The following is a 12162-nucleotide window of genomic DNA, read 5'->3' on the forward strand; positions in this document are numbered from 1 at the left end:
CGCCCGAGCTCGGGCCGGGGTGTCAGCGCGCGCCGGGGCCCACCGAGCGCCAGCCGTCCGGCGTCGCGACGATGTCGACCGTGCGGTCGTGCGGCTCGCGCGGCAGGGGACGGGTCGAGGCGTCGTAGAGCTCCTCGGGGAAGACGAGCGCGATCACGGGGACGCCCGGCCGGGCGTGCTCCAGGGCGCGGTCGTACCAGCCGCCGCCCTGCCCGAGCCGCGCGCCGTCGGTGTCCACCGCGAGCGCCGGGGCGACGATCGCGTCGGCCTGGGCAAGGGCGTCGGGGCCCAGCGTGGGCCCGCCCGGCTCGGGCGGCCTGCCGGGGGCGCGCTCGCGCAGGTCCTCCGGGCCCGCGTACTCCGCCCAGTCGCGCTGCAGCCCGGAGCCGAGCACGGGCAAGAGCACGCGCGCACCCCGCGCTGCGAGCCGCTCGAGCAGCTCGAGCGTCCCCGGCTCGGTGGGGCGGGCCGCGTAGACCGACAGCACCGGGGCCTCGGCGACGGCGGGGATCCCGGCGACCACGTCGGCCAGTGCGACCGCGGCCTGGTCACGCAGGCGCTGCGAGCGCGCGCGGCGACCGGCTCGGATCGCCGTGCGCAGCCGCTCCTTGACGTCCTCGATCTCGTCGCCCTCGGCGGCGTGCGGGTACGGCTGGGCGGCGGTGCTCATGCATCCACTCTCCCAAACTCCAAGCGGATCTTTGAACCAAACGCGGCGAACGTCACATGACGAGTCGGCGCCAGGTGCGGCGCGCCGGCGCGTGCGCCGCTAGCCTCCGAACGTATGACGATCCACAAGGCAGTCATCCCCGCAGCCGGTCTCGGTACCCGATTCCTGCCCGCCACGAAGTCGACGCCCAAGGAGATGCTCCCGGTCGTCGACAAGCCCGCCATCCAGTACGTCGTCGAGGAAGCCTGCGCCGCGGGTCTCGACGACGTCCTGCTCATCACCGGCCGGTCCAAGCGCACGCTGGCGGACCACTTCGACGCGGTGCCCGAGCTCGAGGCCGCCCTGGAGGCCAAGGGCGACCTGGAGCGGCTCGCGAAGGTGCGCGAGTCCACCGAGCTGGCGCACGTGCACTTCGTGCGGCAGGGCCAGCCCAAGGGTCTGGGCCACGCGGTGCTGCAGGCGAAGCACCACGTGGGCTCCGAGACCTTCGCGGTGCTGCTGGGCGACGACCTGATCGACGAGCGCGACGTGCTGCTCACCACCATGATCGAGGTCGCCGAGCGCACGGGAGGGTCGGTCATCGCGCTGCTGGAGGTGCCCCCGGAGCAGATCTCGCTGTATGGCTGCGCGGCCGTCGAGCCGTTCGAGGGCGCCGCGGACGACGACGAGGTGCGCGTGACGGCGCTCGTCGAGAAGCCCGCGGCCGACGAGGCACCGAGCAACCTGGCCATCATCGGGCGGTACGTGCTGAACCCGGCGGTGTTCGACGTGCTGGAAAGCACCGAGCCGGGCCGCGGCGGCGAGATCCAGCTCACGGACGCGCTCGCGACCCTCGCGGGCATGCCCGCGGAGCAGGGCGGGGGTGTCTACGGCGTGGTCTTCCGCGGCCGGCGGTACGACACCGGGGACCGGCTCGACTACCTCAAGGCCGTGGTGCGCATCGCGGTCGACCGGCCGGACCTGGGCCCCGACTTCCGGTCCTGGTTGTCCGAGTTCGTCCCGTCGCTGGACGGACAGGACTGATCGCGCCCGTCGCGCCCCGCCGGTGCCGGACGCGCCGCCGGGGCACAATGCGCGCATGAGATCGGTCCAGGACCACCTGGCGGCGGTGCTGGCCGCGGTCGGGCCCGTGGCGCCCCTGGACGTGGCGCTGCACGACGCGGCTGGCTGCATCCTCGCCGCCGACCTCGTGGCGGACGCCGACCTGCCCCGCTTCGCGGCCGCGACGCGCGACGGCTACGCCGTGGCCGCGCACGAGACCGTGCACCCGGACGCTGTGCTGCCCGTCGCGCACGACGTGCGTCCCGGCCGCGGCGCGCCCCTGCGCCTCGCGCCGGGGCAGTCCGTGCGGATCGCCTCGGGCGCCCCGCTGCCGCTGGGTGCCGACGCGGTGGTCCCGCTGGAGGAGTCGGACCGGGGGACCGTCCGCGTGGCCCTGCAGCGGCCGGCCGTCGCGGGGCAGCACGTGCGGGCCGCGGGATCCGACGTCCGCGCGGGCGACGTGGTGCTGGAGGCGGGCACGCGCCTGGGTGCGCGGCAGCTGGCCATCGCCGCGTCGCTGGGGCGCGGGAGGCTGAACGTGCACCCGACGCCGCGCGTGGTGCTCCTCGCGGTCGGCGACGAGCTGGTGGAGCCCGGGTCCACGCGCTTCGAGGAGGGCGCCGTGTTCGAGGCCGACGGTCACGCCCTCGAGGCGGCCGTGCGGGACGCGGGTGCGTCGCCCGTGCGGGTGGCGATCCAGGGCGACGACCGCGGCCGGTTGCGTGAGGCGCTCGAGGACCAGCTGGTCCGCGCCGACCTCGTGGTCGTCTGCGGCGGGCTGTCCGAGCTCGCGGAGGACACCGTCAAGGACGTGCTCGCCCCGCTGGGCACCGTGCGCCTCGACCAGGTGGCCATGACGCCCGGGCACCGCCACGGGTTCGGCACGGTGGGCTCGGAGCTGGGCCGGGAGCGCGCGGTCCCGATCTTCGCGCTCCAGGGCCACCCCGTCGCCGCGCAGGTGTCGTTCGAGGTCTTCGTCCGGCCCGCGCTGCGCGCCATGGCCGGGCACACCGAGGTGTTCCGCCCGTCGGTCGCCGCGCGCGCGACCGAGGGCTGGTCCTCGCCGCCGGGGCTGCGCCAGTTCGTCCCCGCCGTGGTGCTCGGCTCGCCCGACGAGGGCTACCGCGTGACGCCCGTGGGGGACCCCTCGGCGCCGTCCATCAGCGCGCTCGCGCACGCCAACGCGCTCGCCGTGGTCGGGGAGCACGACCTGTCGGTGCAGCCCGGGCAGACGGTCCACTGCCTGGTGCTGGAGGGCTGATGGCCGTCGGCTGGCCCGCCCACCTCGTCGACGGTGACGTCGTGCTGCGTCCGCTGCGCCGCAGGGACCAGAACACCTGGATGCTGCTGCGCGCCTCGAACGCCGCGTGGCTCGAACCGTGGGACGCCACGAGCCCGGTGCCGCTCGAGGGTCCGCGCCCCACGTTCCCGACGTTCGTGCGCACGCTCGCGGCGCAGGCACGCGCCGGGACGGCGCTGCCCTTCGCGGTGGAGTTCCGCGGGGCGCTCGTCGGCCAGCTCACCGTCTCCTCGATCACGTACGGCTCGCTGCGCTCCGCGAGCATCGGCTACTGGGTGTCGCGGCACGTGGCCGGGCTCGGCATCATCCCCACGGCCGTCGCGCTGGCCACGGACCACTGCTTCGAGGTGCTGGACCTGCACCGGGTCGAGATCAACGTCCGGCCCGAGAACGGCCCCTCGCTGCGCGTGGTGGACAAGCTCGGGTTCCGCGACGAGGGGCTGCGCGAGCGGTTCCTGCACATCGGCGACGCGTGGTGCGACCACCGCACGTTCGCGCTGACCACCGAAGACGTCCCGGAGGGCCTGCTGGCACGGTGGCACGCGACCCGCTCGGGGGGCGCTGACCCGCGCTAAGCGGCGCGGGTGAGGGCACCGCTGGTTCACAGCCGGCGACACGCCGCCCGGCTCCGGCGTTGGGCGGCTCGCGCGCCCTACCGTCGGTGCGTGACAGATCTCGCAGGACCCGTCGCGCTCGCGCTGGTGGTCCTGTGGGTCGCCTACCTGGTGCCGCACAAGCTGCGGCACCGGCAACAGCTGCTCGAGTCCCGGGCGGATGACCGGTACTCGGACGCGTTGCGTGTGGTGGCGGTGAGCGACCGGTCCGGCCGGTCGCTCCGCACCAGCGAGGCGCGCCGACCCGCAGCACGCAGCACCACGGGGTTGTTGACCCCGGGCAAGGGGGTCCCGGTCCGCCGGTCGGGTCCCGACACAGGAGGTACCACCGTGGACCGACCCACCGCGACCCAGGACCGCATCGCCACCGAGGCCGCGCGCCGCACCGCGCAGGCCCGTGCCGCGCACGCCGCCGCTACCGCGCGGCGGGGCGCCGCCGCCCGACGACGGGGCATGCTCGCCGGGTTCCTGACGCTCGCCACCGTGGCGGGGTGGGTCGTCGCCGGTGTCGCGCCCGCCGTGACGTGGGTCGCCGGCGCGATCCCCACGGTGCTGCTCGCGACCGTCGTCGTGCTGGGCCGCCGTGCCGTCCTGGCCGGTCGTGCCGCCGACGTGGCGTGGGAGAACCGTCAGGCCGCCGAGGCGCGGGCTGCTGCCGCCCGGACCGCCACGCCCGCGCGCGGCACGCTGGTCGCCCGCAGTGCGGCTCCCGGTCGCGCGGTCCGGCCCTCCAACACCGACACCGAGATGTTCGCGGCCGTCGTGATCGACAGCCCCGCCGCCGACGCCGACGGCTGGTCGCCGGTCCCGGTTCCCCGGCCCACGTACACGATGAAGGCGCCGGCCCCGCGCCGGGAGCCCGCCGCCCTGGAGAACCTCGAGGGCTCGACGGCCGTGCGGCCCGCCGAGGACGCCCGGACGGAGGTGCGCGTGGCCGAGCCCGTGGCCGAGACCACGGGGTCGATCGACCTGGACGCCGTGCTCGCGAAGCGTCGCGCGTCGGGCGAGTAGGCGGTTTCTGTTCGACGCCCGCAGGGTGTTAATGTGTTGCCCGCTCGAGGGGCTGTGGCGCAGTTGGTAGCGCGTCTCGTTCGCAATGAGAAGGTCAGGGGTTCGAATCCCCTCAGCTCCACCGAAGGATGAAGCGGGACATCGGTCAGGTGTCCCGCTTCGTCGTTGTCAGGGCGGCACGGGCCGCGCGGCGGTCGAGCCTGTGGTTGCCCGCGTTCCGGGCCGGAAGCGTGGACAACGACCGGCTCGAGGGCTGCGGCCGCCCGGCGCGTGGGTCAGTCGCCTGCGCGGAAGGTTGCCATCGCGTCGTCGAGCGCCGCGCGCAGTGCCGCGGGGTCCCGGGACTGCACGAGCAGGTTCTCGCCGGTGCGCATGGTCAGGCCGACCACGGCGGTCCCGATGGTCTGGACGTAGGCGCCGCCCACCAACCGCCCGCCCATCGAGTCGCCCTCCCGCGAGACGCCCCACGGTTGGATGTCGGCGAGCGGGATGCGCGCGCGCCCGGCGCGCAGCTCGACGTCGGTGAGCGTGATGTTCCCGTACCGGCCGGTGCTCCACATGGTCAGTGCGGCGATCGACCCGAGCATCCCGACGAGCACGGAGGCCAGCACCCAGCCGCCGCCCGCGAGCGCGAGCGCCGCCCAGCCCACCGCGCACGCCCCGAGGAGCACCAGCCACGCACGGCGACCGGGAGAGCGCTCCTGGTACCGGATCACCACACCTGCCCCCTCGTCACAGGAAGTCGAACTGGACGATGCGCTGCTGCTTGGGCAGCAGGCCGGAGTACGCGCGGTCGAGCACCCACATCACGGGCAGCAGCACCTCGGCGAGCGAGGCGGACTCCTGCCAGGCGACGTGCGGGGGCCCGGTGTCGGACCGGGACCGGCCCGGGACGGGGCGCAGCTCGTGCGTGACCACGGCAGCCTTCTCCCCGGCCCGCGTGAGGTCGAGCCGGTCGGCGAGGATCCGGCCCTCGGGCCGCCATTGCCAGGTGCGTCCGCCGGGCCCGTGCACCGCGAGGCTCCACCGGTCGAGGCCGCTCCGCTGGCGCTGGACGTCCACCCGCAAGCCCAGCACCAGGGCGGGCATGACGGTGAACTCCCACACGATCCCGCCGGGGCCCGAACCGGACTCGGCCGTCGCCCGGACGATCTCGCGCGGCCCGTCGGCGGAGGCGAGCGACGCCACCAGCTCGCGGTGGTGCCAGCTCAGGTCGACCCGGTGCCCGGCGACGTCGAGGTCGCATCGGTGGGCGTAGGGCGTCGCCCGCGGCATCGTGAGCAGGTCGGTGACGCTCAGCTCGTCCCGGACCGGGATCCGCCCCGCGCGGCCCAGCGGAGCCCAGACGTCCACCTCGCTCACTGCGGCTGCCGATCCCGTCGCTCGCGCGCCTCCTTCTCGTGGTCGGCGGCACGGCGCGCCTCCCCGCGCACCCGCGCGGCCTCGTCGCGCAGGTTGCGCGCCGCGCTGCGGGCGGCCGACCGCCAGTGCTTGAGCGCGTCGCGCACGTCATGGGCGTTCTCGCACTCCCAGTTCTCGGAGCTCGAGACGGTGATCGCGGTGTCAACGCACACCTCGACGTCGTCGGCGAGCGCGTCGAGGTGGTGGGCCTTGGCGTACAGCTCCACGGATGTCATGGCATGGCCCCCTAGAACCAGTTCATCGGGTTGACCTTGGAGTTCTTCACGTCGTCCAGGCGATCGCCCGCCCAGTCCGCCGCGTCGTCCACGCGGTCCCCGGCCCAGTCGGCGGCGACGTCGGCGGCGTGCGTGATGTCGTCCCAGTGCTCGACCACCTCCGCGCCCGCCCAGACCGCGCCCGTGACGGCCACGAGGCCGAGCGTCACGGGGTTGGGGGCGATGAGGGCCGCCGTCATCGACGCGTTGAACGCGGTCTCGGCGTACTCGCCGATCACGTGGGCCTTGCCGGTGGTCCCGCCCTCGGACCACGCCTTCGCGTTCTCCTCGCGGTCGTTCACCAGCCCGACGACGCCGTCCACGGTGGCGAACGCGCTGCCTGCGACGCCGGCGACGCGCAGGACGCCAGCGGTCTTGGCCGCCGTCGCCAGGCCCGACTCGCCCGCGAGCTTGAGGAGGTTGCCGCCGCCGCGGACGTAGGTGTTGCCCGCCGCGTCGACCCACCCGGAACCGAACCACGTCTGGCCCCAGCCGGCGAGGCGCGATGCGGTCTGGCCGGGCGCGGTCTTGAGGAGGTCGGAGACCCACGACGTGACGGTCACGCCCTGCCTGCTCTGGAGGAGCTGCGCCAGGATCGTCGGCCGCAGCTGCGACTCGCCCCTCACCAGCACCTGGTAGGGCTTCTGCTTCGCCGCCATCGTCGCGACCCACTCGTCGAAGCTCTCGACGGCCGGGCTGACCTTGAGCAGGACGCGCTGCGTCAGGTTGGGCACGAAGGTGCCGGGGGCGGTGAACGAGGCCTTGCCGCGCAGGTAGTTGGTGTTGGCGAACTCGAACGCCGCGCGCAGCTTGTTGGCCAGCGCCGGGTTGTTCCCGGGCTGGCCGAGCGTGTCGAGTGCGGCCAGCACCCGGTGCTCGCCGAGCCACCGCACCAGCGCCGGACCGCCCTTGAGCAGCAGCTGCGAGGTGACCGCGATGGCTTGGGCACTCGTCGTCTGGAGGTCGCGCATGTCGTGGTACGCGTCGACGAGCTTCTGCGCCTGCTCGGCGTCGGTCATCCCGGCGAGCTTGCGCAGCGCCTCGGCCTCGAGCTGGTCGAACCACTCGCTGAGGTTGGCCGGGTCCTCGTTCTCCCAGGCGCCGGCGGCCGTGCCCGTGGTGCGCAGCGCGACGAGCGCGTCCTCGACGTGCATCGACTGGCCGGCGATCTCCAGCGCCTGCGGGCCGGTCATCCGCACGCCGCCGAACGACGGGCTGGCCTCGGACATCTGCTCCAGGACGCCGATCCGTCCCTGCAGGTCCTTGACCGTGTCGACGGCCCAGGCGTCCGCGCCGTTGAGCCCGGCCAGGTCGATCCGAGCGTCCAGGCTCGCGGCGCGGGAGAACAGGCCGGGCAGCTCGGCCGCGAGGTTGTCCAGCGCGACGACCGTGGCGGCCAGGACCTCCTTGTCGACGCGGACGGTCACGATGCGGCTGCCCGCTCGACCGTGCCGCGCAGCTCGGCCGACGAGGGCAGGAGGTCGGCCAGGGCTCGCCACACCTGCCCACCCGTCACGGGCTCGAACGTCGCGAGAGTGTCGGGGGTGATGTCGGCGTCGGCGAGCGGCTCGGCGGGCGCGGTCCGCAGCCAGTAGCCGCCGTCCCCGCAGCTCCACAGCGCGAGACCGCGCGCGTCGGACGCCACGTCGGGGCCCCACACCATGGTCACGCGGCTGCTGGCCTCGAGGTGGGACAGCGTCGCCATGAGCATGGTGCGGTCAGGATCGCCGACCTCACGGAAGAAGCGGTCGAGCTGGGCCGTGGCCACGGTCCGGGCCGGCTCCCACTGGCCCTCCTCGAGCGACATGGTCTGCACCACGGCGTCGATCGCCCGCAGGGGGACCGTGAACGACCTGGCCGCACGGGGCACCTCGTGCCGGCGCAGCCCGACGAGCCGCGCGAGGATCCACAGCAGCTGGGGCAGCTCGTCGCGGCAGTAGGTGACGGGCGCGTCCACGTCCGCGCGAGGCCACGGGTCGGTGTACCAGACGGTCTCCTCGCGGACGGCGAGCACCGCGCTGGCCGGGCCTTGGGGGCCGGCCGTCTCGATCGAGCACTCGATCATGGGCGCGGTGACCACGGCGACGAGGTCGAGCACCAGGGGGGCGACGACGCCCTCGGCGTCGACCAGACCGGTGTCCTGCAGCAGCTGCCGCTGCGCCTCGTCGACAGGCTCGCCGTTGTGCACCCGCCGCAGCGTCTCGAGCTCGTGGTCGGTCAGCTCGATCCGCTGCCTGACCTCGTCCAGCCGCGCCATGCCCTACCCCCTGGTGCCCCGTTTGTCCCGTGCCGGGCAGCAGAGTACCGACACGGGCGTCCGGCGGCGCCCGTCGCCGGGCGCCGCCGTCGCGTCAGCGGCGCTTGCGCCCGGACACGAGCGCGACGCCGATCACGGCGAGCACGAGCTGGGCCGCGATCTCGATCCAGTCGATGCCGTCGGTGTCGCGCAGGCTGCCCACGATCAGGGTGCCCAGCAGGGCCGCCACGATGCCCACGATGATCGTCACGAGGACCGAGATGTTCTGCTTCCCGGGCAGGATCAGCCGGGCGAGCGCCCCGATGATGGCCCCGATGACGATGGCGCTGATGATGCCTTCGATGGTCATGTTGATCTCCCTCGTTGTTCGGCGGATGAGCCGCGAAGGGGAGGCTAGGCGGGATTGGCCGATCCCGCCTGTCGAACGCTGCGAGGATGGGCGCCGTGCCCGACCGCCACGCCCCGCCGCGCCGTGGGCTCGTGGCCACGGCGCGCGGCTGGGTGGACCCGCTCGTGGTGGCGATCCTGGCCGTGCTGGCGCTCGGCCTGGTGCTGCCGGCCACGGGGACGGCCGCGGACGTCCTGGAGACGGTGCGCACCGTGGCGATCGTGCTGCTCTTCTTCGGCTACGGCGCACGCATGCCCACGCGCGAGGTGTGGGACGGCCTGCGCAGCTGGCGCCTGCAGGGCTCCATGCTCGCCGCGACCTACGTCGTCTTCCCGCTGCTCGGGCTCGCGGCCCAGCTGCTCCCGGAGACGGTGCTCGGGCCCGAGCTCGCCAGCGGGGTGCTGTACCTGTCCGTGCTGCCGTCGACCGTGCAGTCGTCGGTCGTGTTCACGTCCATCGCTCGCGGCAACGTGGCGGGCGCGATCACCGGGGCGACCATCTCCAACGTCGCCGGTGTGGTCGTCACCCCGCTGCTGGTCGCGCTGCTCCTGGGCGCCGGGGCCAGCACGTCCGGCTCGCTCGGCGGCATCCTGCTCCAGCTCCTGGTGCCGTTCGTCGCGGGGCAGCTGCTGCAGCCATGGATCGGCGGGTGGGTGCGCGCGCACGGCTCGCTGACGCGTGCCACCGACCGGGCCACCATCCTGCTCGTGGCGTACACCGCCGTGAGCGAGGCCCAGACGTCCGGGGCGTGGGCGGGCGTGACGCTGCGGGTGCTGCTGCTGCTGCTCGCGGTGTGCGCCGCGATGCTGGCGGCGATGCTGAGCCTGACGTGGCTGACCGGACGCGGCATGCCGCTCGCCGACCGCATCGCGCTGCTCATGGTGGGCTCGAAGAAGAGCCTCGCCACCGGGCTGCCGATGGCGGCCGTGCTCTTCGCGCCCGCGACGGCCGCGAGCATCGCGCTGCCCGTGATCGCCTTCCACCAGCTCCAGCTCGCGACGTGCGCCGTGATCGCCCGGCGGCTGGCCACGCGCCGCGACTGAGGGGACCGTCGTCCCCTCCGCGCGACCGTCCGTCCAGTAGCGTCATCCCCAGATCCACGCAGAGCGTCGCAAAGGAAGCACCGTGCCCCAGATCGCCCTCGTTCCTCGCCCTCGGTCGGTCGAGGTCCAGGACGCGCCCCCCTTCGTGCTCGACGAGGCGACGACCGTCGTGGTGGAGCCCCGACCGGAGCTCATCCAGATCGCCGTGCTGGCCGCTGACCTGCTGGGACGGGTGGGCGAGCAGGCCATCCAGGTGCGCTACCGGGATGCCGGCGAGCGCGGCGTGCTGCTGCTGCGCCTCACCGACGAGCTGCCCGCCGGGGAGGAGGCGTACCGGCTGACGGTGCGCGCCGACCGTGTCGATGTCGAGGCGCGCTCGTCGGCCGGGCTCATGCGCGGCGTCGTCACGCTGCGACAGCTCCTCGTGCGCGACCGGGCGGGCCGGACCGCAGCACCGGCCGTGCGCATCGAGGACTCGCCCCGGTACGCCTGGCGAGGCCTGTCCGTCGACGTCGCGCGGCACTTCTTCACGGTCGAGGAGCTCAAGGTCGTCATCGGCGTGATGGCGCACTACAAGCTCAACGTGCTGCACCTGCACCTCACCGACGACCAGGGGTGGCGGCTGCACATCCCGTCGCGCCCCAACCTCACCCGTCTGTCGGCGAGCACCGCGGTCGATGGCGACCCGGGCGGCTTCTACTCGCCGTCCGACTTCGCGGCGCTCGTGCAGTACGCCGGCGCGCGCGGCATCCGCGTGGTGCCCGAGATCGACGTCCCGGGCCACGTGAACGCCGCCACCCACGCGTACGGGGAGCTCACGCCGTCGGGGGAGCCCACGGACGCGTACACCGGCATCGAGGTGGGCTTCAGCTTCCTCACCGCCGACCTGCCCGCGACCACGCCGTTCCTGCAGGCCGTGTTCGGGGACGTCGCGGCGGTGTCGCCGGACGCCTACATCCACATCGGCGGCGACGAGGTGCTCACGATGGCTCCGGAGGAGTACGCGTCGCTCGTCGCGACCGCCTCCCAGGCCGTGCGGTCCTCCGGCCGGCAGGTGGTGGGCTGGCAGGAGATCGCGCACACGCCGCTCGAGCCGGGCACCGTGGTGCAGTTCTGGGACCCGCGGGTCGACTCGGCACCGTTCGTCGAGGCCGCCAAGGCCGGCGCGAAGTTCCTCATGTCCCCGGGGTCGAAGGCGTACCTCGACATGAAGTACGACGCGAGCACGGAGCTGGGCCTGGAGTGGGCCGGGCACATCGAGCTGCGCGACTCCTACGACTGGGATCCCGCGACGCTCATCGAGGGGATGCCGCCCGAGGCCGTCATCGGCGTCGAGGCGGCCGTGTGGACGGAGACCCTGCGTGACCTGCCCTCGCTCATGTCGATGCTGCTGCCGCGCCTCGCCGCGGTGGCCGAGGTGGCGTGGACGGCGCAGGAGCTGCGCGACTGGGACGACTTCAGCGACCGGGTGGCCGGCCAGGCGGCGTTCTGGGACCGGCTCGGCCTGCGCTGGTACCCGAGCCCGCAGGTGGAGTGGCGCCGCTGAGGTCGTGTCGGTGGTGCCACCTACGGTCAGACGGACACGACGACCGTAGGAGGCACCATGACCACGCTCCAGGACCGTGACCGGACGGCGCTGCTCGTCATCGACGTGCAGAACGCCGTGGTCGAGGGCGCTCACGAGCGCGACGACACCGTCGCGCGCATCGCGGGCGTCGTCGAGCGCGCGCGCGGCGCGGACGTGCCGGTGGTGTGGGTCCAGCAGACGGACGAGCGGCTCGTCGAGGGGAGCGACGGCTGGGCGATCGTGCCCGAGCTGTCGCCCGCCGAGGGAGAGGCCCGCATCCTCAAGGAGTACGGCGACTCGTTCGAGGCGACGCCCCTCGAGTCCGTGCTCGCCGAGCACCGGGTGGGGCGCGTGGTCGTGGTCGGTGCGCAGACGGACGCGTGCATCCGCGCGACGATCCACGGGGCGTTCGTCCGGGGGTACGACACGACGCTGGTGAGCGATGCGCACACCACGGAGGACCTCTCGGACTGGGGTGCACCGCCGCCCGACAAGGTCATCGCGCTCACCAACCTCTACTGGCAGTACCAGGACGGGCCGGGGCGCGTGGCCCAGGTCGTCGAGTCGGCCGAGCTGGTGCTGACCTGACGGCGAC

At 74.0% G+C, this 12162-nt stretch carries 14 protein-coding genes and 1 tRNA gene; 8 read left to right on the forward strand and 7 right to left on the reverse strand.

The genetic code is table 11. The features are described from left to right. Positions 1 to 22 precede the first annotated feature (22 nt). A complete protein-coding gene (locus QRT05_RS04795) occupies positions 23 to 670 on the reverse strand; it encodes a 5-formyltetrahydrofolate cyclo-ligase (RefSeq protein ID WP_289445791.1) in 648 nt (215 codons plus the stop codon). Positions 671 to 784: 114 nt separating this feature from the next. Here QRT05_RS04795 and galU point away from each other — a divergent pair, with 114 nt between their 5' ends. From galU to QRT05_RS04820, 5 genes are all read left to right on the forward strand, one after another. Next, entirely contained in the window at positions 785 to 1693 is a 909-nt protein-coding gene (gene galU / locus QRT05_RS04800) for a UTP--glucose-1-phosphate uridylyltransferase GalU (protein WP_289445793.1), read from the forward strand. 55 nt (positions 1694 to 1748) lie between these two features. Continuing rightward, positions 1749 to 2972: a molybdopterin molybdotransferase MoeA gene (locus tag QRT05_RS04805; protein ID WP_289445795.1), complete on the forward strand. Its 1224-nt coding sequence runs from the start codon at positions 1749 to 1751 to the stop codon at positions 2970 to 2972. Beyond that, positions 2972 to 3586 carry a GNAT family N-acetyltransferase gene (locus tag QRT05_RS04810; RefSeq protein WP_289445797.1) on the forward strand — a complete coding sequence of 205 codons (615 nt, stop codon included), beginning with the start codon at positions 2972 to 2974 and terminating at the stop codon, positions 3584 to 3586. The genes QRT05_RS04805 and QRT05_RS04810 overlap by 1 nt, the downstream gene beginning before the upstream one ends. 90 nt (positions 3587 to 3676) lie before the next feature. Beyond that, the gene (locus tag QRT05_RS04815) at positions 3677 to 4636 is read left to right on the forward strand and encodes a hypothetical protein (protein ID WP_289445799.1); all 960 of its coding nucleotides are present in this window, start codon (positions 3677 to 3679) and stop codon (positions 4634 to 4636) included. A 48-nt stretch (positions 4637 to 4684) separates the two neighbouring features. Further along, positions 4685 to 4757 (forward strand) — tRNA-Ala (locus QRT05_RS04820). Between the two features lie 154 nt (positions 4758 to 4911). Here the strand turns inward: QRT05_RS04820 and QRT05_RS04825 are convergent. The 6 genes from QRT05_RS04825 to QRT05_RS04850 all read right to left on the reverse strand — a co-directional run bounded on the left by QRT05_RS04825 (position 4912) and on the right by QRT05_RS04850 (position 8918). Then, complete coding sequence (locus tag QRT05_RS04825; RefSeq protein WP_289445801.1) at positions 4912 to 5352, reverse strand: DUF3093 family protein; 441 nt, start codon at positions 5350 to 5352, stop codon at positions 4912 to 4914. A gap of 16 nt (positions 5353 to 5368) precedes the next feature. Further along, positions 5369 to 5998, reverse strand: coding sequence for a hypothetical protein (locus QRT05_RS04830; protein WP_289445803.1), 630 nt, complete (start codon positions 5996 to 5998; stop codon positions 5369 to 5371). Further along, complete coding sequence (locus tag QRT05_RS04835) at positions 5995 to 6273, reverse strand: hypothetical protein (RefSeq protein WP_289445805.1); 279 nt, start codon at positions 6271 to 6273, stop codon at positions 5995 to 5997. The genes QRT05_RS04830 and QRT05_RS04835 overlap by 4 nt, the downstream gene beginning before the upstream one ends. 11 nt (positions 6274 to 6284) lie before the next feature. Beyond that, a complete protein-coding gene (locus QRT05_RS04840) occupies positions 6285 to 7739 on the reverse strand; it encodes a hypothetical protein (protein ID WP_289445807.1) in 1455 nt (484 codons plus the stop codon). Beyond that, positions 7736 to 8569 carry a hypothetical protein gene (locus tag QRT05_RS04845; protein WP_289445810.1) on the reverse strand — a complete coding sequence of 278 codons (834 nt, stop codon included), beginning with the start codon at positions 8567 to 8569 and terminating at the stop codon, positions 7736 to 7738. Before QRT05_RS04845 ends, QRT05_RS04840 begins: the two co-directional genes overlap by 4 nt. 94 nt (positions 8570 to 8663) lie before the next feature. Then, a complete protein-coding gene (locus QRT05_RS04850; RefSeq protein WP_289445811.1) occupies positions 8664 to 8918 on the reverse strand; it encodes a GlsB/YeaQ/YmgE family stress response membrane protein in 255 nt (84 codons plus the stop codon). Between the two features lie 95 nt (positions 8919 to 9013). Between QRT05_RS04850 and QRT05_RS04855 the strand changes: the two genes are divergently transcribed. The 3 genes from QRT05_RS04855 to QRT05_RS04865 all read left to right on the forward strand — a co-directional run bounded on the left by QRT05_RS04855 (position 9014) and on the right by QRT05_RS04865 (position 12155). Next, positions 9014 to 10000: a bile acid:sodium symporter family protein gene (locus tag QRT05_RS04855; protein ID WP_289445813.1), complete on the forward strand. Its 987-nt coding sequence runs from the start codon at positions 9014 to 9016 to the stop codon at positions 9998 to 10000. Between the two features lie 82 nt (positions 10001 to 10082). Continuing rightward, complete coding sequence (locus QRT05_RS04860) at positions 10083 to 11546, forward strand: beta-N-acetylhexosaminidase (protein ID WP_289445814.1); 1464 nt, start codon at positions 10083 to 10085, stop codon at positions 11544 to 11546. Positions 11547 to 11603: 57 nt separating this feature from the next. Then, complete coding sequence (locus QRT05_RS04865) at positions 11604 to 12155, forward strand: isochorismatase family protein (RefSeq protein ID WP_289445815.1); 552 nt, start codon at positions 11604 to 11606, stop codon at positions 12153 to 12155. The last annotated feature ends 7 nt before the right edge of the window (positions 12156 to 12162 follow it).

The sequence above is a fragment of the Cellulomonas edaphi genome (genome assembly GCF_030362815.1).
Lineage (GTDB): Bacteria > Actinomycetota > Actinomycetes > Actinomycetales > Cellulomonadaceae > Cellulomonas > Cellulomonas edaphi.